The sequence below is a fragment of the Arthrobacter sp. C9C5 genome (assembly GCF_013359735.1).
Classification (GTDB): domain Bacteria; phylum Actinomycetota; class Actinomycetes; order Actinomycetales; family Micrococcaceae; genus Arthrobacter.
On the sequence record NZ_JABFMX010000001.1, the window covers coordinates 37,447 to 57,818 of the forward strand.

At 67.2% G+C, this 20,372-nt stretch carries 20 protein-coding genes, 1 tRNA gene and 1 other RNA gene; 9 read left to right on the plus strand and 13 right to left on the minus strand.

Going from position 1 to position 20,372, the window contains the following annotated elements; translation table 11 throughout:
- Positions 1–75: 75 nt before the first annotated feature.
- The 6 genes from fabF to aceE form a co-directional block, all read right to left on the minus strand.
- Positions 76–1,311 (minus strand): beta-ketoacyl-ACP synthase II, encoded by a 1,236-nt coding sequence (gene fabF, locus HNO80_RS00195; protein WP_175320861.1) that lies wholly within the window; start codon positions 1,309–1,311, stop codon positions 76–78.
- A 241-nt stretch (positions 1,312–1,552) separates the two neighbouring features.
- Positions 1,553–1,798, minus strand: a complete 246-nt coding sequence (locus HNO80_RS00200) for an acyl carrier protein (protein WP_175320862.1) — start codon at positions 1,796–1,798, stop codon at positions 1,553–1,555.
- Between the two features lie 144 nt (positions 1,799–1,942).
- Complete coding sequence (locus HNO80_RS00205; protein ID WP_175320863.1) at positions 1,943–3,004, minus strand: beta-ketoacyl-ACP synthase III; 1,062 nt, start codon at positions 3,002–3,004, stop codon at positions 1,943–1,945.
- Positions 3,001–3,930: an ACP S-malonyltransferase gene (locus HNO80_RS00210; protein ID WP_175320864.1), complete on the minus strand. Its 930-nt coding sequence runs from the start codon at positions 3,928–3,930 to the stop codon at positions 3,001–3,003. The genes HNO80_RS00205 and HNO80_RS00210 overlap by 4 nt, the downstream gene beginning before the upstream one ends.
- An 88-nt stretch (positions 3,931–4,018) precedes the next feature.
- Positions 4,019–5,263: a PucR family transcriptional regulator gene (locus tag HNO80_RS00215; RefSeq protein ID WP_175320865.1), complete on the minus strand. Its 1,245-nt coding sequence runs from the start codon at positions 5,261–5,263 to the stop codon at positions 4,019–4,021.
- A 221-nt stretch (positions 5,264–5,484) separates the two neighbouring features.
- Entirely contained in the window at positions 5,485–8,265 is a 2,781-nt protein-coding gene (gene aceE, locus HNO80_RS00220) for a pyruvate dehydrogenase (acetyl-transferring), homodimeric type (RefSeq protein WP_175320866.1), read from the minus strand.
- A gap of 420 nt (positions 8,266–8,685) precedes the next feature.
- On the opposite strand from aceE, the gene HNO80_RS00225 reads away from it, so the two are divergent.
- The 5 genes from HNO80_RS00225 to HNO80_RS00245 all read left to right on the plus strand — a co-directional run bounded on the left by HNO80_RS00225 (position 8,686) and on the right by HNO80_RS00245 (position 11,110).
- Entirely contained in the window at positions 8,686–9,105 is a 420-nt protein-coding gene (locus HNO80_RS00225; protein WP_175320867.1) for a DUF3052 domain-containing protein, read from the plus strand.
- Positions 9,102–9,602, plus strand: a complete 501-nt coding sequence (locus tag HNO80_RS00230; protein WP_175320868.1) for a peroxiredoxin — start codon at positions 9,102–9,104, stop codon at positions 9,600–9,602. Before HNO80_RS00225 ends, HNO80_RS00230 begins: the two co-directional genes overlap by 4 nt.
- A 44-nt stretch (positions 9,603–9,646) precedes the next feature.
- Positions 9,647–10,540, plus strand: a complete 894-nt coding sequence (locus HNO80_RS00235) for an NAD-dependent protein deacetylase (RefSeq protein ID WP_217500387.1) — start codon at positions 9,647–9,649, stop codon at positions 10,538–10,540.
- A 97-nt stretch (positions 10,541–10,637) separates the two neighbouring features.
- Positions 10,638–10,713, plus strand: a tRNA-Val gene (locus HNO80_RS00240).
- A gap of 106 nt (positions 10,714–10,819) precedes the next feature.
- Entirely contained in the window at positions 10,820–11,110 is a 291-nt protein-coding gene (locus HNO80_RS00245) for a hypothetical protein (RefSeq protein WP_175320870.1), read from the plus strand.
- Positions 11,111–11,374: 264 nt separating this feature from the next.
- Here HNO80_RS00245 and HNO80_RS00250 read toward each other — a convergent pair whose 3' ends face one another.
- Positions 11,375–12,103, minus strand: a complete 729-nt coding sequence (locus HNO80_RS00250) for a FadR/GntR family transcriptional regulator (RefSeq protein WP_175320871.1) — start codon at positions 12,101–12,103, stop codon at positions 11,375–11,377.
- Positions 12,104–12,329: 226 nt separating this feature from the next.
- Between HNO80_RS00250 and gnd the strand changes: the two genes are divergently transcribed.
- Positions 12,330–13,766 carry an NADP-dependent phosphogluconate dehydrogenase gene (gene gnd / locus HNO80_RS00255; protein WP_175320872.1) on the plus strand — a complete coding sequence of 479 codons (1,437 nt, stop codon included), beginning with the start codon at positions 12,330–12,332 and terminating at the stop codon, positions 13,764–13,766.
- A gap of 74 nt (positions 13,767–13,840) precedes the next feature.
- On the opposite strand, the gene epsC is transcribed toward gnd, so the two are convergent.
- From epsC to msrA, 3 genes are all read right to left on the minus strand, one after another.
- Positions 13,841–14,425: a serine O-acetyltransferase EpsC gene (epsC, locus tag HNO80_RS00260; RefSeq protein WP_138769044.1), complete on the minus strand. Its 585-nt coding sequence runs from the start codon at positions 14,423–14,425 to the stop codon at positions 13,841–13,843.
- A gap of 37 nt (positions 14,426–14,462) precedes the next feature.
- The gene (cysK, locus tag HNO80_RS00265) at positions 14,463–15,398 is read right to left on the minus strand and encodes a cysteine synthase A (protein ID WP_175320873.1); all 936 of its coding nucleotides are present in this window, start codon (positions 15,396–15,398) and stop codon (positions 14,463–14,465) included.
- Positions 15,399–15,464: 66 nt separating this feature from the next.
- The gene (gene msrA / locus HNO80_RS00270; protein WP_175320874.1) at positions 15,465–15,989 is read right to left on the minus strand and encodes a peptide-methionine (S)-S-oxide reductase MsrA; all 525 of its coding nucleotides are present in this window, start codon (positions 15,987–15,989) and stop codon (positions 15,465–15,467) included.
- 111 nt (positions 15,990–16,100) lie between these two features.
- On the opposite strand from msrA, the gene HNO80_RS00275 reads away from it, so the two are divergent.
- Together HNO80_RS00275 and HNO80_RS00280 are read left to right on the plus strand one after the other, a co-directional pair.
- Positions 16,101–16,994 (plus strand): Nif3-like dinuclear metal center hexameric protein, encoded by an 894-nt coding sequence (locus tag HNO80_RS00275; protein WP_175320875.1) that lies wholly within the window; start codon positions 16,101–16,103, stop codon positions 16,992–16,994.
- A gap of 123 nt (positions 16,995–17,117) precedes the next feature.
- The gene (locus tag HNO80_RS00280) at positions 17,118–17,855 is read left to right on the plus strand and encodes a zinc ribbon domain-containing protein (RefSeq protein ID WP_175320876.1); all 738 of its coding nucleotides are present in this window, start codon (positions 17,118–17,120) and stop codon (positions 17,853–17,855) included.
- Positions 17,856–17,870: 15 nt separating this feature from the next.
- Here the strand turns inward: HNO80_RS00280 and HNO80_RS00285 are convergent, their stop codons facing one another.
- The 3 genes from HNO80_RS00285 to HNO80_RS00295 are packed head-to-tail and all read right to left on the minus strand — an operon-like array spanning position 17,871 to position 19,768.
- The gene (locus tag HNO80_RS00285) at positions 17,871–18,635 is read right to left on the minus strand and encodes a YaaA family protein (protein WP_175320877.1); all 765 of its coding nucleotides are present in this window, start codon (positions 18,633–18,635) and stop codon (positions 17,871–17,873) included.
- A 55-nt stretch (positions 18,636–18,690) separates the two neighbouring features.
- Positions 18,691–18,888, minus strand: coding sequence for a hypothetical protein (locus tag HNO80_RS00290; RefSeq protein WP_175320878.1), 198 nt, complete (start codon positions 18,886–18,888; stop codon positions 18,691–18,693).
- Between the two features lie 4 nt (positions 18,889–18,892).
- Positions 18,893–19,768, minus strand: coding sequence for a slipin family protein (locus HNO80_RS00295; protein WP_175320879.1), 876 nt, complete (start codon positions 19,766–19,768; stop codon positions 18,893–18,895).
- 112 nt (positions 19,769–19,880) lie between these two features.
- Between HNO80_RS00295 and rnpB the strand changes: the two genes are divergently transcribed.
- Positions 19,881–20,274: RNase P RNA component class A (rnpB, locus tag HNO80_RS00300), an RNA gene on the plus strand.
- Positions 20,275–20,372: the final 98 nt, after the last annotated feature.

Here is a 20,372-nt window from a genome sequence, read left to right on the forward strand (position 1 = left end):
TGTTCACGAGGAACATTGCCGCCATCTGTCATTTCGGCGTGAGGCCCAAGGCCCAGATGCCCGGGCCCAGGCGGGTTAGACGCTGCGGACGGCGATGACGGCGTTGTGGCCGCCGAAGCCGAACGAGTTGCTCAGTGCCACGATGCTGCCGCCAGGCAGGGCGCGCTCGGAGGTGACGACGTCGAGCGGGATCTCCGGATCCTGGTTCTCGAGGTTGATCGTCACGGGTGCCTTGCGGTCGTACACGGCCATGACGGTCAGCACGGCTTCCACCGCGCCGGAGGCGCCCAGCAGGTGGCCCATCTGCGACTTGGTGGCGGAGACCGCCACGTTGTCCACGTGGCTGCCGAGGGCGGCCTTGAGGGCGGTGTACTCGGGCTTGTCGCCGACCGGGGTGGAGGTGGCGTGCGCGTTGACGTGCACCACGTCCTCGGCCTGGATGCGGCCGTCGAACATGGCCGCCTTCAGGGCGCGGGTGGCGCCGAGGCCCTCCGGGTCCGGGGCGGTGATGTGGTACGCGTCGGCGGTTACCGAGGTGCCGGCGAGTTCGGCGTAGATCCGGGCGCCGCGGGCGAGGGCGTGTTCCTCGGCCTCAAGGACCAGGGCACCGGCGCCTTCGCCCATCACGAAGCCGTCGCGGTCGCGGTCGTAGGGGCGGGAGGCGTGCTCAGGATCGTCGTTGCGGCGGGAGAGCGCCTGCATCGAGGCGAACGCGGCGATCGGCATCGGGTGGATGGCGGCTTCGGCGCCGCCGCAGACGACGACGTCGGCCTTGCCGGAGCGGATCAGGTCCAGGCCCATGTGAACGGCTTCGGTGCCGGACGCGCAGGCGGAGACGGGGGTGTGGGCGCCGGCACGGGCGCCGAGGTCCAGGCTGACCGCCGCGGCGGGGCCGTTGGGCATCAGCATGGGCACGGTCATGGGGAGGACGCGGCGGGGGCCCTTTTCGCGCAGGGTGTCCCAGGCGTCCAGGAGCGTCCAGACGCCGCCGATGCCGGTGGCGAACGCCACGGCCAGGCGGTCGTGGTCGATGTCGGTGATGCCGGCGTCGGCCCAGGCCTCGCGGGAGGCGACAACGGCGAACTGTGTGGACGGGTCCATGCGCTTGGCCTCGACGCGGCTCAGGACCTCGGTGGCGGGGGTGGAGGCACGAGCAGCGAAGTGCACGGGCAGCTCGTACTTGGCCACCCAGTCGTCCTCAAGCGTGTGCGCGCCGGAGACGCCCTTCAGCGCGTTCTTCCACATCGTGGGGACATCGCCGCCGATGGGTGTGGTGGCACCCAGACCGGTAATGACTACTTTGCGTGCCATGGGATCACTCTCTGTCGGTGCGCCTGCCGTATCCGGAACCTGGTGAAGGCGGCCGGGGCCTGCGTAGGGAAAACTCGGTGGTCATGCAAAAAAACTTGGGGTTCAGCTGTGGTGCTCCGGTCCGGGGCGCTGACGAAGCGCCCCGGACCGGCCACAAGCCAGGCCGTTGCCGGCCACAAGCCAGGCCGTTGCCGGCCACAGCTCCGGCCGGTTACCGGCCGGAGCCAAGGCGAAGGCGGAATTAGGCCTGGGCGTTGGCGATGAAGCTGACGGCGTCGCCGACGGTCTTGAGGTTCTTGACCTCTTCGTCCGGGATGCGCACGCCGAACTTTTCCTCGGCGTTGACCACGATGGTCATCATGGAGATGGAGTCGATGTCCAGGTCCTCGGTGAAGGACTTGTCCAGCTCGACAGCCTCGGGGGCCAGGCCGGTCTCTTCGTTGACGATTTCAGCCAGGCCGGCCAGGATCTCTTCGTTGCTAGCCATTGATGGCTCCTTTTCTTGTTGTTGCCGTCGGCTTCCGGTGGTTGTCCGGGAGTGTCGGGCGAAATGATTCAAACCGAGGATTCGGCTTGGTTGGGAATCCGCGCTGTTGAGGAACGCGTTCAGCGTGGGAAGTGCGGTGGCCGCCTACGGAAGCACAATCACCTGGGCGCCGAAGACGAGTCCGGCTCCGAACCCGATCTGCAGGGCCAGTCCGCCGCTTAGTTCAGGGTTTTCCTGAAGCAAACGGTGGGTGGCGAGGGGGATGGAGGCTGCCGAGGTGTTGCCTGCTTCGGCGATATCCCGGGCGACCTTTACGGTCTCCGGAAGCTTGAGCTTCTTGGCCATCTCATCGATGATCCGCATGTTGGCCTGGTGCGGGATGAAGGCCGCGAGGTCCTCGGCCTTGATCCCGGCGGCGTCGAGGGCCTGCTGGGCCACCTTGGCCATTTCCCAGACTGCCCAGCGGAACACCGTCTGGCCATCCTGCCGCAGGGTGGGCCACAGGGCCGCTTCGGTGACGGCGGCCTCGCCCTCGCTGAGGGCGGTGTCGCGCTTGCCTGCGGCGGCGAAGTCGCGGATGTCCAGCATCGAGTGGGTCATGCCGATGGCGTCCCACTTGCTGCCGTCCGAACCCCACACGGAGGGGCCGATGCCCGGGGTGTCGGAGGGGCCGATGACGACGGCGCCGGCGCCGTCGCCGAGCAGGAAGGAGATGGTGCGCTCGGTGTTGTCGATGACGTCGGAGAGCTTCTCCGCACCCACCACGAGCACGTACTTGGCCGCGCCGGAGCGGACCAGGGCGTCGGCCTGGGCGATCCCGTAGCAGTAACCGGCGCAGGCGGCGGAGATGTCGAACGCCGGAGCCGGGGTGGCGCCGAGGCGGTCGGCCAGGCTTGCGGCGGCCGAGGGCGTGGCATACGGGTGGGTGACGGTGGAGACGATCACAGCGCCGAGCTCGGAGGCCTCAATGCCGGCCTTTTGCAGGGCCTCGCGGGAGGCGCCCTCGGCCATGTCGATCACGCTGACGTCGGCGGGGGCCCGGTGGCGCGTGATGATGCCGGTGCGCTGCCGGATCCACTCGTCCGAGGAGTCGATCCACTGGCAGACGTCCTCGTTGGTGACGATGACGCTGGGCCGGTACGCGCCGACGCCCATCACCCGGGTGTTTTCCTGCAGGGGAGCCTGCTTCAGAGTAGGAGCGCTCATTCCCCTCCCTCCAGTTCTGCGAATAGGGCCAAGGCGGCGGAAAGGTCATCCGGGGTCTTGACGGTGACGGTCTTCACGCCGGGCATGCCGCGCTTGGCCAGGCCGGCCAGCGTCCCGGCCGGGGCCAGTTCGATCACTCCGGTCACGCCTCGCTTCACGAGGGTCTCCATGCAGAGATCCCAGCGGACCGGGCGGGAGACCTGGGCAATCAGGCTGTCGACGGCGGCACCGCCGTCGGTGACCTCCGCGCCGTCGAAGTTGGACAGCAGCGGGACCTGCGGGTTCCGCGGGTGCAGCGAGGGCCGGAGGGCCTGCAGCGCGGCGACTGCGGGAGACATGTGTGAGGTGTGGAACGCGCCGGCGACCTTCAGCGGGATCACGCGGGCCTTGGCCGGCGGATTGTCGGCGAGGGCCTTGAGCTGCTCCAGGGTGCCGGCAGCGACGGTCTGGCCGGCGCCGTTGACGTTGGCCGGGGTGAGGCCGCAGGCCTCGATCGCGGCCAGGACTTCGGCGGGATCCCCGCCCACGACGGCGCTCATGCCGGTGGGGGTGGCCGCGGCGGCCGCGGCCATGCCGTTGGCGCGTTCGCGGACAAAGGTCATGGCCTCGGTCTCGGTCAGGACACCGGCCAGGGCGGAGGCGGTGATTTCGCCGACCGAGTGGCCGGCGAGGATTACCGGGAGGGTGCCCAGTTCGACGTCGAAGAGCGACTTGGCGGCCACGAGTCCGGCGGCGACGATCAGGGGCTGCGCGACGGCGGTGTCCTTGATGGTCTCCTCATCGGAAGTGGTTCCGTGGGCGGTGAGGTCGATACCTGCTATTTCGCTAAGGGAGGCCAGATGGCCTGCGACGGGAGGCAGTTCCAGCCAGGGGGCTAGAAAACCAGGGGTCTGGGAGCCCTGTCCAGGGCAAACGATTGCAAGCACGTATCCAGCTTTCCAAATTGCCGCGTGATTCATCGGTACTCTCATGCACCAAGCTCACTGGGTCAGATTGTAGGAAGTCTACAACGGGTCAGGAGTTGTTACGCGACGGCTGGCGTTCCGCGGAGGGCCTGGGCGGGGCCGAGAGCCGGCCCACTACGAGCGCGGCCTGGAGCACGAAAGCCTCCCGGGGGATCAACGGATCCCAGCCCGTGACGTCGCAGACACGCTTGAGCCGGTAGCGCACGGTGTTGGCGTGGACGAAGAGCTCGCGGGCCGTCGCTTCAAGCGAATGGCCGAGTTCGAGGTAGGTCCCGAGGGTCTCCACCAGGCCGTTGGACGCCGCGACCAGCGGCCGGTAAATGTTCTTGACCAGGGAGCGCCTGGCCGCGTCGTCACCGGAGATCACCCGCTCGGGCAAGAGGTCATCGGCCGCCACCGGACGCGGCGCGGAGGGCCACGCCCTGGCTGCGGTCAGGCCGGCGAAGGCGGACTGGGCGGAGCTGCTGGCCTCCAGCAGGGATCCGGCCTCCGCGCCGTAGACCACCGGACCCGGGGCGAAGAGCTCGCTGAGTTTCTGGCAGGCCGTTTCGCGGTCCTGCACGCCGCCCAGAATCAGGATCAGCCGGTCGCCCTGGATGCCCACGAGGGCGTCCTCGGCGAAGCGCCCGGCCGTGCGGCGGAGTTCGCTGACGTAGCTGGCGCTGGGTTCCGACGGGGAGTTTCCCACCATCACGGTGAAGCGTTCCTGGGCCTTCCAGCCCAGGGCGGCGATCCGGGAGCGCAGCGCGTCGGTGTTCTCGCCGCGCAGGATCGCGTCGACAATCAGCGCCTCCAGCCGGGTGTCCCAGGAGCCGCGGGTCTCGGCGGCGCGGGCGTAGACGTCGGCCGCGGCGAAGGCCACCTCGCGGGAGTACCGCAGCACGGCCTCGCGCAGGCCGGCCTGGTCGGCTTCCGGGGCGATGATCGGCACCTGCTCCTCGACCACCTCCACGACGATCCGGATCAGCTGCAGCGCCTTCTGCAGGCTGATCGAGCGGGTGAGCTCGGTGGGGGCGGTGCCAAAGACATCGGAGAGGATCCAGGACGGCGAGCTGGGCCGTTCGAACCAGGTGACGAAAGCGGCAATGCCGTTCTGCGCGACCATGCCCAGGGCGGAGCGCTCATCGGAGTTCAGCCGGCTGTACCAGGGCAGTGATTTTTCCAGCTGCCGCAGGGTCGTGGTGGACAGCTGGCCCACGCTGGCACGGAGCTTCTTCAGCGTCTCGGCCTTCTCCGGGGTGAGCGCCCGCACGGACGGCTTGCGTTTTGCGGGAGTGGTGGTGGGCTCTGCCATGCATCGAGCATACGGTGCCCGCCGTCCAAGCTCCATTTGTGCAAAGGCTACAAGTCGCTTTGGGCTGCATCACAGCCGTGCCCCGGCCGTGGCGGGTGGCCTGTGCCACCCGTTGCGGCGCCGGGTGCCCGGTTAAACGCCCGACGGCGGCCCCCACCCGAAGGTGTGAACCGCCGTCGTGCGCTGTTTCCTGCGTTACTGTTTCCGGCGCTGATGCGCGGTTAGGAGTCGCCGCCCGCGTTGCCGGTGGTGCCGGCGTTGACGTTGAGCAGGCGGTACTTCTCGATTGCCTGGGCCGGGGCCTGGGCGTCGACCTCGCCGCGGCGGGCCAGCATCTGCAGCGAACGGACCACGATCGAGTGGATGTCGTTCTTGAAGAAGCGGCGAGCGGCGGCGCGGGTGTCCGAGAAGCCGAAGCCGTCAGCACCGAGCGAGGCGAACTCGTTCGGGATGAACTGGCGGATCTGGTCCGGAACGGCCTTCATGTAATCCGAGACCGCCACGATCGGGCCGGTGGCGCCTGCGAGCTGTTCGGTGACGAACGGGACGCGGGCAGGCTGGCCCGGGTTGAGGAAGGCATCTTCCTCGGCGGCCATGGCGTCGCGGCGCAGTTCGGTCCAGGACGTCACGGACCAGACATCGGCGGAGACGCCCCAGTCCTCGGCGAGGATCCGCTGGGCTTCGAGGGCCCAGGGGACGGACACGCCGGAGGCCAGGATCTGCGTGCGCGGGCCGTCAATCTTGGCCGGTGCCAGCAGGTAGATGCCCTTGATAATGCCCTCGACGTCGAGCTCGGCGGGTGCCGGCGGCTGCACGATCGGCTCGTTGTACACCGTGATGTAGTACATCAGGTTCCGGGCAGGGTCGTTGTCCGCCGGGCCCGGACCGTACATCCGGTTGAGCCCGTCGCGCATGATGACGCCGATCTCGTAACCGTAGGCCGGGTCGTAGGTGACGACGGCTGGGTTGGTCGAGGCGAGGATCGGGGAGTGGCCGTCAGCGTGCTGCAGGCCCTCGCCGGTCAGCGTGGTCCGCCCGGCGGTGGCGCCGATGATGAACCCGCGCGTCATCTGGTCCGCGGCAGCCCAGAAGGAGTCGCCGGTGCGCTGGAAACCGAACATCGAGTAGAACACGTAGATCGGGATCAGCGGTTCGCCGTGCGTGGCGTAGGACGTGCCCGCCGCGGTGAAGGCGGCGACTGAACCGGCCTCGTTGATACCGGCGTGAACGATCTGGCCGGCAATGGACTCCTTGTAGGCCAGGACGAGGTCGCGGTCCACGGACAGGTAGTTCTGGCCGTTCGGGTTGTAGATCTTCGCCGTCGGGAAGAACGCGTCCATACCGAAGGTGCGTGCCTCATCGGGGATGATCGGCACGATCCGGGAGCCGAAGTCCTTGTCCCGCATCAGGTCCTTGAGCAGCCGGACGAACGCCATGGTGGTGGCGGCCTGCTGCTTTCCGGAGCCGCGGTTGGCGACCTCGTACGCCTTGTCGCCCGGCAGGGTGACGTCGGTGTGCTTGGAGCGGCGCTCGGGAACGAACCCACCGAGGGCGCGGCGGCGTTCCATCAGGTACTGGATCTCCGGGGCGTCGGCGCCGGGGTGGTAGTACGGCGGCTGGTAAGGGTCGGCCTCAAGCTGCTCGTCCGTGACCGGGATGCGCAGGTGGTCGCGGAAGGCCTTCAGGTCCGCCAGCGTGAGCTTCTTCATCTGGTGGGTCGCGTTGCGGCCCTCGAAGTGGGTGCCCAGGCCATAGCCCTTGACCGTGTGGGCCAGGATGACCGTCGGCTTGCCCTTGAACTCGGTGGCGGCCTTGTACGCGGCGTAGACCTTGTTGTAGTCGTGGCCGCCGCGCTTGAGGTTCCAGATCTCCTGGTCCGTCATGTCCGCGACCATGTCCTTGGTCTGCGGGGTCTTGCCGAAGAAGTGCTCCCGGACGAACCCGCCGGATTCGGCCTTGTAGGTCTGGTAGTCGCCGTCGACGGTCTCATTCATGATCTTCACGAGCGAGCCGTCTTCGTCCTTGGCGAGCAGGGTGTCCCACTCGCGGCCCCAGACGACCTTGATGACGTTCCAGCCGGCGCCGCGGAAGAACGCCTCAAGCTCCTGCATGATCTTGCCGTTGCCGCGGACCGGGCCGTCGAGGCGCTGCAGGTTGCAGTTGATGACGAAGTTGAGGTTGTCCAGCTTGTCGTTCGCGGCGAGCTGCAGCAGGCCGCGGGACTCCGGCTCGTCCATTTCGCCGTCGCCCAGGAACGCCCAGACCTGCTGGTCCGAGGTGTCCTTGATGCCGCGGTTGTGCAGGTAGCGGTTCGACTGCGCCTGGTAGATGGCGTTCATCGGGCCGATGCCCATGGACACGGTGGGGAACTCCCAGAACTCCGGCATGAGGCGTGGGTGCGGGTAGCTGGAAAGGGCGTGGCCTTCCTTCGACTTCTCCTGGCGGAAGCCGTCCAGGTCCTCCTCGGTCAGCCGGCCTTCCATGAAAGCGCGGGCGTACATGCCGGGGGAGGCGTGGCCCTGGAAGAAGACCTGGTCGCCGCCGCCGGGGTGGTCCTTGCCGCGGAAGAAGTGGTTGAAGCCGACCTCGTAGAGGGTCGCCGCACCGGCGTAGGTGGAAATGTGGCCACCGACGCCGATCTCGGGACGCTGGGAGCGGTGCACCATGACGGCAGCGTTCCAGCGCAGCCAGGCGCGGTACTTGCGTTCAATCTCTTCATCGCCGGGGAACGGCGCTTCCTGGTCCACCGGGATGGTGTTGACGTAGTCGGTGGTGGTCACCATCGGCACGCCCACGCTCTGTGCGCCGGCCCGCTGGAGCAGGCTCCGCATGATGTATTGGGCACGCTCGGTGCCCTGTTCCTGAATCAGGGTGTCCAGGGACTCCAGCCATTCGGCGGTCTCTTCCGGATCACGATCAGGCAGCTGGTTAGTCAACCCGCTGAGGATATGGGAGGTATCTTCTCCTGCAGCCACGTCCAACCTCTCTTTGAGCGCATTCATCGGCACCCTCAGCTCCGGCAGGGTAACTGCCTGGCGTGAACGCGACGTGTGCGACATATCGGTAACAGCAGCCCGGTCCTGTACGCCGGGCTAGGTCCAATCACAACCATGCCTGCCTGTATTAGCGGTCGGTTGTCCGCGCAGGCATAGTCGTCATCAGCCACTCTAGCCGTGTGAGTCCGCGGATGCGTAGCTGTCGCATGGGGCCGCCGCCGTATTTCACGGGCATACTGGTTCTGTGACGTGGGCCCCGTCAGGCGCCCCCGGAACGGCCGGTGTGACGCAGAATATGGCGGATCGCGGCGCCAGCAGCTTGAAGCAAAGGCCCAAAGGGTGTTGGCTTGTAGTAATGGAAATCACTAGCATCATTGGGTTCACCAAGCAGTACACCAAGACGTACAAACAGCATAGGAGCAACACGTGAGCGAGGCCGACGCCGCCACTTCGGTAAATGTGGCGGAAAAATTGGGTTTCAAAAACGGAGATCTGATTCAAGAATTCGGTTATGACGACGACGTCGACTTCGACTTGCGCGACGACATCGAGGACCTCACCGGCTCGGAACTCTTCGATGAGGACGACCACGAGGTCGTCGACGCCGTGATCCTCTGGTGGCGGTCCGACGATGGGGACCTCGTTGACACCCTGGTCGGCTCGCGCACCACCCTGACCGAGGGCGGCGTGGTCTGGGTACTCACCCCGAAGAACGGCCGGGTGGGCTACGTGTCACCGGCTGACATCCAGGATGCCGCGCCCACCGCGGGCCTGCACTACACCACGTCCGCTGGTGTCTCCAAGGAGTGGAGCGCCACCCGGCTGGTCACGCGGAAGAACAAGTGACCCAACCCGGCGCAGGCGCTGCGCTGGCAACTGCCGTGCCGGCCGTCGGCCATCCCGCCCCCGACTTTGAGCTGGTCAACCAGTTCGGCGAGCCCGTCCGGCTGTCGGAACTGCGCGGACGCAATGTGGTTCTCGTGTTTTTCCCGTTTGCGTTCTCCGGCATTTGCACGGGCGAACTTTGCGAAATCCGGGACAACCTTGCGCTCTTCGAAGACGCGGACGCCGTCGTGCTGGGGGTTTCGGTGGACAGCAAATTCGCGCAGCGCGCCTACGCGGAAAAGGAAGGCTATTCCTTCGACCTCCTTGCGGACTTCTGGCCGCACGGTGCCGTGGCCGAGCGGTATGGCGTCTTTGACCCCGACAGCGGCATGGCCAAGCGCGGCACCTTCATCATCGACGCCTCCGGAATGGTCCGCTACGTCGTGGTGAACCCCCGCGGCCAGGCCCGGGATTTCACCGAGTACCGCGCCGCCCTGGCGGGGCTCGCAGGGAACTGACGGCGGGGACAGTCGCGGTGAGGCAGCGGAGGCCCGGCGTCGGCATGACTGGCTTTGCCAGCCTGCCGCCGGTCGTTGCCGCCGAACCGGCGCGGAGCGAACTCGAGGTCCTGCGGGAAATCCACGACGTCCTCGCGGGGGAGCGCTTCGCGTTGCTCACCGGGGCCGGGCTCAGCACGGATTCGGGCATCCCGGATTACCGGGGCCCCGGCGCGGCTCCGCGGGCGCCCATGACCTACCAGGAATTCATTGGCGAACCCGAGAACCGCCGTCGCTACTGGGCGCGGAACCACATCGGCTGGTCGCATTTGCGCCGCGCCGATCCAAATGACGGCCATGCGGCCGCCGCCCGACTGGAGCACCGCGGGCTCCTCACCGGCCTGATCACGCAGAATGTGGACCGGCTGCACGAGGACGCCGGGAGCGTCAACGTGGTGGACCTGCATGGCCGCTTCGACCAGGTGGTCTGCCTGGCCTGCCAGCGCCGCTACAGCCGCTCGCTGCTGGCCGGCGTGCTGGAGGAACTCAACCCCGACTTCCTGACGGAAGCACTCGCCGCCGGTGTCGTGGAAATGGCGCCCGACGCCGACGCCACCGTGGAGGATTCGGAGCTGATTGCGGGTTTCGTCGTCGCCAACTGCCCGGCCTGCGGCGGAACGCTGAAACCCGACTTTGTCTACTTCGGCGAGAACGTCCCCAAGGACCGGGTGGAGCGCTCCTACGCCATGGTGGACGCCGCGGCGGCCCTGCTGGTGGCCGGGTCGTCCTTGACCGTGATGAGCGGACTGCGGTTCGTCCGGCACGCTGCCAAGCAGGGCAAGGCGGTGGTGATCATCAACCGGGGACAGACCCGCGGCGATGACCTGGCCACGATCAAGCTGGAGGCGGGCGTCAGCGAATCGCTGACCTGGCTCGCTGTGGAGCTCCCCTCGCTGTGAGGCTTTCCGGCCCGGCGGACGATTGGCGTTTCCGGCGCCGTTTCGGGTAGAGTCATTGTTCGTTGGTTGACGCACTGCAGTGCGGAAACAACACCTTGGGTCTTTAGCTCAGCTGGTAGAGCGCCACGTTTACACCGTGGATGTCATCGGTTCGATCCCGGTAGGACCCACCAAGGAGAACCCCGTCGCGGCAGGCCTAGAAGCCAGCCGCGGCGGGGTTTTTTGCTGCGGATTTTGCACCCACGCAGAATGTCGGTGCCAGCCCGTACCGTCGCTGGCATGGAACATGTGATGGTGAAGACCGGCCCGGAGGGGCAACCCCAGTCAGTGGTCCGCGGTGGCCGCGAATGGGTGGTTGGCGCGGAACCCGTGCGGTGGTTTGAGCGCGTGAGCTGGTGGGAGGCCGAGCGCAGGATGCCGAAGGGACTGAGCCGGGTCGACGTCGAAGTGTGGCAGATCCAGGCCAGGCTGGGCCGGAACAGCGGATCGGCCCTGACCACGATGGAAATCATCCGGGACGGCCTTGGCGGAGGCTGGCGGCTCCGGGACGCGGTAGCGGACGCCGCCTGACCAGCGACCACCCACGGGAAAAGCCCTTTGTGCAGTGAAAAGCCTTTGTGCAGTGGAAAGCGTCCGGGCAATGGAAAAGCCTCCGGGCAATGGAAAAGCCTTCCACCGCGACTATTGGGGGATGCCGCGGTGGAAGGCTTGATAGAAATATACCGTGAATGCGTCCAAATGTGAAACGCCTAGCGGTTGAATTTGGCCATCGTCGGGACTAATCCTGGCCCCGCGGCTGCCCATCGGGAGCCGTTCCGCTGCCGTGCGGGCGGACTAGCGGGGCTGGACCGGGACGAAGACGCGGGGCTGGTCCTTCCAGCTGGGTTCCATGTCCGCGATCGTCTCGCGCATGATCTTGTTGGAGGCCTCGCGGGCGGCCACGCCGTCGCCGGCCGCAATCGCCTCCGCCACGTCCACGTGCCACTGCAGCGCGGAGGTCCGCGGATGGTCCGGCATCAGGCCGTGGACGGTGCGGCCGGTCAGCGTTTCGGCTACCTGGCCCACCATGTTGGCGAACATTTCGTTGCCGGAACCGGTCAACAACAGGGAATGGAATTGGATGTCCAGTTCGAGGAACCGAGGCACGTCGCCGGCCACGCCCGCCTCCCGCATGGCGTGGGAGATTTCCACCAGTTGGCTGCGGAGTTCATCCGGGGCGTTGCCGGCCGCCAGCTCGGCCGCCACCGGCTCCACCGCGGTCCTCAGCTCGGCCAGGGAGCGCAGCTGGGCGCCGCGGCCCTCGCCGGCCAGGCGCCAGCGGATCACGAGCGGATCGAAGGGGTTCCAGCGGCTGGCGGGGAGCACGCGGATGCCGACTCGTTTGATGGTCTCGACCAGCCCCAGGGACTGCAGCACGCGCACCGCCTCGCGGACCACCGAGCGGGAGACCTTCAGCTCATCCTCGAGGTGCTCGGCCAGCATGACATGGCCGGCGGGGAGCTCACCGGCGACGATGCGGGCTCCCAGATGCTCGATGGCGCGGTGATGCAGGCTGGTCGACATAGTCGTAAGCATAGTGGCGCAGGTCGCAATCCCGGGGCTACAGGCGCAGTGGCCGCCGAAAATCATAGACTGTTTGTGACGCGCCGTATTCCGCCACGTGGGCGCTGCTTTCCGGCAGTCAGCGGAAATACATATGGTTTATTGACAGCCACTGATCCCAAGAAGCGTGTTCCGCAGCAACTGCGGGACGAATTGCACTCGATGCACAGAATGAATTGGAGTTTTGATGTCAGCACACATCGGTGTCACCGGCCTTGCGGTGATGGGGGCCAACCTGGCCCGAAACCTGGCCCGTAACGGCTTCACCGTTGCCCTGCACAACCGTTCCGTGGAGAAAACCGACGCGCTCCTCGAAAAGCACGGCCAGGACGGCGACTTCGTCCGCACTGAAACGCTGCAGGAACTCGTTGACTCGCTGGAGAAGCCGCGCCGCGTGCTGATCATGGTCAAGGCCGGCAAGCCGGTGGACTCAGTGATCGAACAGCTCGAGCCGCTGCTGGAGGCCGGCGACATCATCATCGACGCCGGCAACTCGCACTACGAGGACACCCGCCGCCGCGAGGCCGCCCTCGCGAAGAAGGACCTCCACTTCGTCGGCATCGGCGTCTCCGGCGGCGAGGAAGGCGCGCTCAACGGCCCCTCGATCATGCCCGGCGGCTCCAAGGAGTCCTACGAGGCGCTCGGCCCGCTGCTGGAAAAGATCGCAGCCCACGTCGACGGCCAGCCCTGCTGCGCCTGGATCGGTACCGACGGCGCCGGCCACTTCGTCAAGATGGTGCACAACGGCATCGAATACGCCGACATGCAGGTCATCGGCGAGGCCTTCGACCTGCTGCGCTCCGGCGCTGGCATCGAGCCGGCCGAGCAGTCCAAGATCTTCGCCGAATGGAACAAGGGCGAGCTCGCCTCCTTCCTGATCGAAATCTCCGCCGAAGTCCTCGGCCACGTCGACGCCAAGACCGGCAAGCCGTTCGTCGACGTCGTGGTGGATGCCGCCGGCCAGAAGGGCACCGGCCGCTGGACGGTCATCTCCGCCCTCGAGCTGGGTTCCCCGACCTCCGGCATCGCCGAATCGGTCTTCGCCCGCGCGCTGTCCTCCCAGGCGGAGCAGCGCAAGCTGGCCCAGGAACTGCTCGCCGGCGGCGAGGCCGCCGTCGAGGTCCCCGAGACCTTCGTCGAGGACGTCCGGCAGGCACTGTATGCCTCCAAGCTGGTCTCCTACGCGCAGGGCCTTGACATGCTCACCTCCGCCGCCAAGGAATACGGCTGGGACCTCAAGCTGGACGAGATCGCCTCGCTGTGGCGCGGCGGCTGCATCATCCGTGCAGAGCTGCTGAAGGAAATCACCAAGGCCTACGCCGCGGAAGAGAAGCCGGCAAACCTGCTGTTCGCGCCGGCCTTCACCAAGGCGATCGCCGAGGTCCTCCCGGCCTGGCGCCGCGTGGTGGCCACCGCGGTGCAGCTCGGCATCCCGGTGCCGGTGTTCTCCTCCTCCCTGGCCTACTACGACGGCCTGCGCCGCAAGCGCCTCCCGGCCGCCGTGATCCAGGGCCAGCGCGACCTTTTCGGCGCACACACCTACGGCCGGATCGACACCGAGGGCACCTTCCACACCCTCTGGGGCGAGGACAAGTCCGAGATCGCGGCAGTGGACACGCACTAGTCCAGACCGGTTAAGCGACAGCGGCCGGCGCCCCCGCTTTGGGGACGCCGGCCGCTGTCTTGTAACTGCGCGCCTTAGATCCGGTATTCGATCAGGTACTCGGCCGGGTCGACGGCGGGCTTGGTCTCGCGCTGGGCGTCGCGGTGCCGCCAGGTGGCGGGTACGCCGGTCAGGATCGACTCGGCCGGGGCGTCCTTGACCACGACGGCGTTGGCGCCGATGGCGCTGTCCCGGCCGATCGTGATGGGGCCCAGGACCTTGGCCCCGGCGCCGATGACGACGCGGTCCTCGATGGTGGGGTGCCGCTTGATCTTGGCGAGCGAACGGCCGCCAAGCGTGACGCCGTGGTAGATCATGACATCCTCGCCGATCTCGGCGGTTTCGCCGATCACGACGCCCATGCCGTGGTCGATGAAGAAGCGGCGGCCGATCGTGGCGCCGGGGTGGATCTCGATGCCGGTCAGGAAGCGGGCCAGCTGGGAGATCAGCCGCGCCGGGAAGCGCAGCGAAGGGTTCTGCCAGAGCCGGTGCGTCAGGCGGTGCGCCCAGATCGCGTGCAGGCCGGAGTAGGCAAAGAAGTTTTCGAAAGAACCCCGCGCCGCCGGGTCGTGGGACCGGGCGGCGTCGAGGTCTTCCTTCAGTCTTGCGAAGAAGCTCACAAAGACCTTTCTACGAATTCTTGGGACAGGGCTGGGCTTAGCCGCGGATGTCGTCGTACAGCACGGTGGAGATGTAGCGCTCCCCGAAGTCGCAGACAACGGCAACAATCAGCTTACCGGCGTTCTCCGGGCGCTTCGCGAGTTCCAGGGCCGCCCAGACGATCGCGCCGGAGGAGATGCCGCCGAGGATGCCTTCCTTGACGCCCAGCTCGCGGGCCACGCGGACCGAGTCCTCCAGGGTGGCGTCGATGACCTCGTCGTAGACGTTGGTGTCCAGGATTTCCGGCACGAAGTTGGCGCCCAGGCCCTGGATCTTGTGCGGGCCCGGGGCGCCGCCGTTGAGGATGGGGGAGTCCTTGGGCTCGACGGCGATGATCTGCACGTCGGGCTTGCGCTCCTTGAGCACCTGGCCGACGCCGGTGACGGTTCCGCCGGTGCCGACGCCGGCGACGAAGATGTCCACCTTGCCGTCGGTGTCGGACCAGATTTCCTCGGCGGTGGTGCGGCGGTGCACCTCGGGGTTGGCCTCGTTGGCGAACTGCTGCGCCCAGATGGAGTTCTCCGTGTTGGCGACGATCTCCTGGGCCTTCTCCACGGCTCCGCGCATGCCCTCGGAACCGGGGGTCAGCACAATCTCGGCGCCGTAGGCACGGAGCATGACGCGGCGTTCCGTGGACATGGTCTCGGGCATGGTGAGGATGACCTTGTAGCCGCGGGCGGCGCCGACCATGGCCAGGGCGATGCCCGTGTTGCCGGACGTTCCCTCGACGATGGTCCCGCCGGGCTTCAGTGCACCGGACTTCTCCGCGGCGTCAATGATGGCGACGCCGATCCGGTCCTTGACGCTGTTGGCCGGGTTGTAGAACTCCAGCTTGACCGCCACTGTGGCGTCCAGGCCTTCGCTCAGCCGGTTGAGGCGGACCAGCGGGGTGCCGCCGACCAGCTGGGTAACATCGTCATAGATCCGTGCCATGGGTAGGTATGCCTATCTGTGAGGAGGAATTCTAAGGTCAGCCTAACGAGGGCGCCGAGGCCCTAGCTAAGCATTAAGCCATGCAGAGTAATATTTCCTGGCCTTCGCCAGCTTCGGGTTGATGATCACCTGGCAGTAGCCCTGATCGGGATACTTCGCGTAGTAGTCCTGGTGGAAATCCTCGGCCACGTGGAAGACCGGCAGGCGGCTCACCTCGGTGACGATCGGGTTAGACCACAGCTCCTGGTTTCGACCGATTGCTTCCTCGAAAAGGATCTTCTCCTCGGTGGTCTCGTAGAACATCGAGGACCGGTACTGCGTGCCGACGTCGTAACCCTGCCGGTTCAGCGTCGTGGGATCGTGCAGGGCGAAGAACATGTCCAGGATGACTTCGGCCGGGATCACCTCCTCGTCGAAGGTCACCGCCACTACCTCGGCGTGACCGGTGGTACCGGAGCACACGCTGTAATAGTCGGGGTTGCGGTCGTGGCCTCCGGTGTAGCCCGATACAACCGAGCTGACACCCCTGGTCTTCTGGTAGACGGCGTCGAGGCACCAGAAGCAGCCCCCGCCGAGGACGAAAGTTCTCATGTCCTGTTCAATGGGCGAAGGGCCCGGATCATTCCCGAACCCGGCATTCCGCCAGCATCCGGGACTCCCGGCAGGGGTGGCGGGCCCCGCGCATAGGGTAAAAATGAGGGTATGGAACCTGAGAACACCGACGTTTCAGCGCAGCCCGACGAAGCCATCAGCGCCGGCGACGCCGCCACGCTGGGCATGATCCTGCTGGCCGTCGAGGAGCTCTGGCCCGAATCGCTGGCGGAGGACTGGGACGAGGTGGGCCTGGTGGCCGGACACCCGTCCGCCGAGGTGAGCAGGATTCTCTTCGCCGTGGACCCCACGCTCGAAGTCATCGAGGAAGCCGTCGACTGGGGCGCCGAACTGCTCATAACGCACCATCCCCTGCTGCTCAAAGGCGTCACCTCCGTTGCCGCCAACACCCCCAAGGGCAAGGCGGTGCACCGGCTGATCGAGTCCGGAACTGCCCTGCTGACCGTCCACACCAACGGTGATTCCGCCGTCGGGGGCGTCTCCGACGTGCTGGCCGACGCGCTGGGCCTGCAGGACGTGGTGCCGCTGACGCCCGCCGCGAACGGCCTTCCCGAGGAGGGGATCGGCCGGGTCGGGGACCTCGCCGACGTCCAGACGCTGGGGGAATTCGCCGCGCGGGTCTTCGGCATCCTGCCCTCCGTGGCCGGCGGGGTCCGTGTTTCCGGCGACCGGGACGGCCTGGTGCGCCGGGTGGCCCTGTGCGGCGGTGCAGGCGACTCGCTGTTCAACGAGGTCCGCGCGAGCAACGCCGACGTGTACCTGACCGCGGACCTGCGCCACCATCCGGCGTCGGAGGCCCGCGAGGCTGCCGTCAATGACCGGCCGTACCTGATCGACGTCTCGCACTTTGCGAGCGAGTGGCTGTGGCTGCCGGCGGCCGCCGAGGCCCTGGGCAATGTGCTGACCGACCAGGGGCACGAGATCGAGATCCGGGTCAGCACCACCAACAGCGACCCCTGGGACTTCATTCTGACTCCGGGCTAAGCCTGGCGTGCGAGGGGCCCCGGGTGAGCGTAGCGAGGCCGGGGAGCACGCTAGGCGCTAGAGTCTAGGGAGCGCCGGTACGGTGCCCGGCTGCGGCCGGTAAGTGAACAAGCGGAGGAAATAGTGGCCAAGGCAGCACCGGCGGAACAGTTGAAGTTGCTCGAATTGCAGGGACTCGATGCCAGGCTCAAGTCCCTGTCCAACCGCCGCCGCAGCCTTGAAAGCGACTCCCGGATCACCGACCTGGAGGCTGCCCTTAGTGTGGCCAACGGCGAACTTGGCGCCGCGAAGGTGGCAGTGCACGACGCCGAACTGGAACTCAAGCGCGCCGAGGCCGACGTCGAGCAGGTCGCCTCCCGGATCGAACGCGATGAGGCCAGGCTCAACAGCGGCACCGGGCTGTCCAAGGACCTCGTGGCCCTGCAGCGCGATATCGCGTCCCTGAACAAGCGTCGCTCGGATCTTGAGGACGTTGAACTCGAGGTCCTGGAGCGGCTGGATTCGCTGCGCCTGCGCCAGGCTACGCAGCAGCAGATCGTTGACGACATCCAGGGGTCCTTTGGCGCCATCCGCGCCGAACTGGACGAGCAGCTCGCCGAAGTGGCCGCGGAGATGACCGTGGTTCGCGGCCAGCGCGCCGAGTTCGCCGAGGGACTGGACGCGGGAATGCTCACCGTCTACGAGAAGACCCTCGCCAAGCGCGGCGTCGGCGCGGCCCGGCTCTTCCACGGCACCTCCGAAGGCTCCGGCATGCAGCTGAGCCCCGGCGACCTTGCCGAGATCAAGGCCGCCGCCGAGGACGACATCGTCTTTTGCCCCGACTCCGGGTGCATCCTGGTCCGCTCCGCCGAGTGGGCCTAGCCGGCCTGTCCCGGGCTAGTTGGGCAGGATGAGGTTGAGGGTGTGCGGCTTCCGGGCCGTGCCCTCGACCAGCTCCGCGGACCACTTCTCGGCGGCGGCCTTGTGCAACTGCGCCGGGGTCTGCGGGGCCTTGCCGCGCCTGGACAGCAGGTGCCGGGCCAGTTCCCCGCGGGTGTGCTTGGCGAAGTGGCTCACCACCTTGCGGACTCCGTTGACCTCGGTGAAGACGTTCACCGCCACGGTCTGCTCGGGCGGGGGAGCCCAGGCCGCGGCGTAGGTGCTGGAGCGGCAGTCGACCAGCAGCTCGCCGTCCGTCGCGGCGGCCAGGGCCTCCGTTAGCTGCGGCTTCCAGAAGGAGGCCAGCCGTCCGACGTCGGGCAGGGCCGTGCCCATTGACAGCCGGTACGCCGGCACCCGGTCCGCGAAGCGGATGGCACCCCAGAGCGCGGAGATCACCAGCACGGACGCGTCCGCCTTCTTCCGCTGCGCCGGAGTCAGTGAACGGTAGTCCAGGGCGTCATAGAGGACGCCGGAATACACCTGGTGGGCAGGTGCGGCAGGCTCGGCGTGCAAGCGGGTGTTGCGTTCGACGTCGGCCTTCAGCGAGGCGCCTACGCCCAGCAACGCCAGGGCGTCCTCGTGGGCGCTGACTGTGCCGAGCGCCTCGAGCACCTTTGCGCGGTAGGCGTTGAGGCCGGGGAAGCTGAGCGAACTCGCGTCGACGGCGTCGCCGCCGGTCGCGGGGGTCTTGCCTTCGGAGGGCGGCAGCAGAATTAGCACCGTACGATCCTACCGGCGGCCAGGCGGCTCCAGCCGCGCGCGCCCCGACGTCGGGCTAGCGCCGGTGTCCGGTGCTGTCGAGGCCCACGAAATGCGACTGGCCGACTGTCTTGGCCCGCTGGATGTCCCGCCGTGCCCGCTCGGACTCCGGGTCGCTGCCCAGCCGCGCGTGCTTCCGACGGGTCAGGAGGTCACGCACGACGGTCGCGACGACCAGCAGTCCGGCGGCGACGGCAAGAAGCAGCAGTTCCATGCGGTCAGGCTACCTTCGACGGCGCGGCCGGGATAGGGGAAGGCACAGTGGCTGCCACGGGGGTGGGGACTGCGGGCTGCGCCGGGGCCGCTACCGTTGCCTGGGCGGCTTTGGTCTCCCGGGCCAGGAACGCGGACAGCTCGCCGATGGTGCTCATCAGCGGCGCCGGGAAGACCACGGTCGAATTCTTGTCCACCGCAATCTCGACGAGGGACTGCAGGTTCCGCAGCTGCAGGGCCAGCGGGTGCGCCATCATGATGTCGGAGGCTTCACCGAGTGCCGCCGCTGCGATCGACTCGCCCTCGGCGGCAATGATCTTGGCCCGCTTCTCCCGCTCAGCCTCGGCCTGCCGGGCCATGGCACGCTTCATGCTTTCGGGCAACTGGATGTCCTTGAGCTCCACGAGCGTGACCTCGACACCCCACTCCAATGTGAGGGCGTCGAGGATTTCGCGGATATCGCTGTTGATGCGTTCCGTCTCGGACAGAGTCTGGTCCAGGCTGTGCCGGCCGACGACTTTCCGCAGCGTGGTCTGCGCGATCTGGTTGATCGCGGCGGCCACGTTTTCGATCGCCACGACCGACTTCACGGCGTCGATCACCCGGTAGTAGGCCACCGCGGAGATATCCACGCTGACGTTGTCCTGGGTGATGATGCCCTGCGACTGGATCGGCATGGTTACGATCCGCAGACTGACGAGCTGCAGCCGGTCGATCACCGGGATGATGAAGCGCAGGCCGGGCATCCGGACGCCGATCACCCGGCCCAGCCGGAACAGCACGCCCTGCTCATACTGGCGCACAATCCGGATCGACATCCGGGCCACAATAAGCAGCAGGGCCGCGACGAGCAGCCAAATGACGACGGCGGTGAAATCCATCCGAATCGCTTCCTTGCGTGGCGGGAGTGGTTGCTTCCATTCTCCCACCGGGGGGACGAAAAGGATCCGGTGCGCCGTGGCCGCCGGGGGAGACCGTAGAATGAACAGCGGATGGGTTGACCAGGCGGCCGCGCGTCACGCAAGTGGCTCGAGGAACGTCCGGGCTCCGCAGGGCAGGGTGGTGGGTAACGCCCACTCGGGGTAACCCGCAGGCCAGTGCCACAGAGAATAGACCGCCTGCCTCAGGTCCGTGTCCGCACGGCCGGGGGAGCAGGTAAGGGTGAAACGGCGGTGTAAGAGACCACCAGCTTCCCGGGTGACCGGGAAGGCTAGGTAAACCCCACCCGGAGCAAGGCCAGACAGGACACGTTTGAGGGCTGCCCGCCCGAGTGTCCGGGTAGGCTGCTGGAGGGCGTCGGCAACGGCGTCCGTAGATGGATGGCCGCTACTCCCGCGCCGGCAACAGCGCGGGAACACAGAACCCGGCGTATCGGTCAACCCATCCAACAAAACGAAAAGGGGCTGGCACCGCATTACGCCGGGTGGCGTAACAAGAAATGGGAGATCTTATTGGGCACCTGTGACATCCCATACGCGACTCGAG

What these genes read in the sequence shown, in the direction of transcription:
- HNO80_RS00290 (WP_175320878.1), bottom strand. Translation starts at nt 18,888, where the DNA reads ATGGAACTGCTGCTTCTTGCCGTCGCCGCCGGACTGCTGGTCGTCGCG.
- HNO80_RS00245 (WP_175320870.1), top strand. Translation starts at nt 10,820, where the DNA reads ATGGAACATGTGATGGTGAAGACCGGCCCGGAGGGGCAACCCCAGTCA.
- HNO80_RS00295 (WP_175320879.1), bottom strand. Translation starts at nt 19,768, where the DNA reads ATGGATTTCACCGCCGTCGTCATTTGGCTGCTCGTCGCGGCCCTGCTG.
- HNO80_RS00215 (WP_175320865.1), bottom strand. Translation starts at nt 5,263, where the DNA reads ATGGCAGAGCCCACCACCACTCCCGCAAAACGCAAGCCGTCCGTGCGG.
- HNO80_RS00200 (WP_175320862.1), bottom strand. Translation starts at nt 1,798, where the DNA reads ATGGCTAGCAACGAAGAGATCCTGGCCGGCCTGGCTGAAATCGTCAAC.
- aceE (WP_175320866.1), bottom strand. Translation starts at nt 8,265, where the DNA reads ATGAATGCGCTCAAAGAGAGGTTGGACGTGGCTGCAGGAGAAGATACC.
- HNO80_RS00205 (WP_175320863.1), bottom strand. Translation starts at nt 3,004, where the DNA reads ATGAGCGCTCCTACTCTGAAGCAGGCTCCCCTGCAGGAAAACACCCGG.
- gnd (WP_175320872.1), top strand. Translation starts at nt 12,330, where the DNA reads ATGTCAGCACACATCGGTGTCACCGGCCTTGCGGTGATGGGGGCCAAC.
- fabF (WP_175320861.1), bottom strand. Translation starts at nt 1,311, where the DNA reads ATGGCACGCAAAGTAGTCATTACCGGTCTGGGTGCCACCACACCCATC.
- cysK (WP_175320873.1), bottom strand. Translation starts at nt 15,398, where the DNA reads ATGGCACGGATCTATGACGATGTTACCCAGCTGGTCGGCGGCACCCCG.
- HNO80_RS00275 (WP_175320875.1), top strand. Translation starts at nt 16,101, where the DNA reads ATGGAACCTGAGAACACCGACGTTTCAGCGCAGCCCGACGAAGCCATC.
- HNO80_RS00250 (WP_175320871.1), bottom strand. Translation starts at nt 12,103, where the DNA reads ATGTCGACCAGCCTGCATCACCGCGCCATCGAGCATCTGGGAGCCCGC.
- msrA (WP_175320874.1), bottom strand. Translation starts at nt 15,989, where the DNA reads ATGAGAACTTTCGTCCTCGGCGGGGGCTGCTTCTGGTGCCTCGACGCC.
- HNO80_RS00235 (WP_217500387.1), top strand. Translation starts at nt 9,647, where the DNA reads ATGACTGGCTTTGCCAGCCTGCCGCCGGTCGTTGCCGCCGAACCGGCG.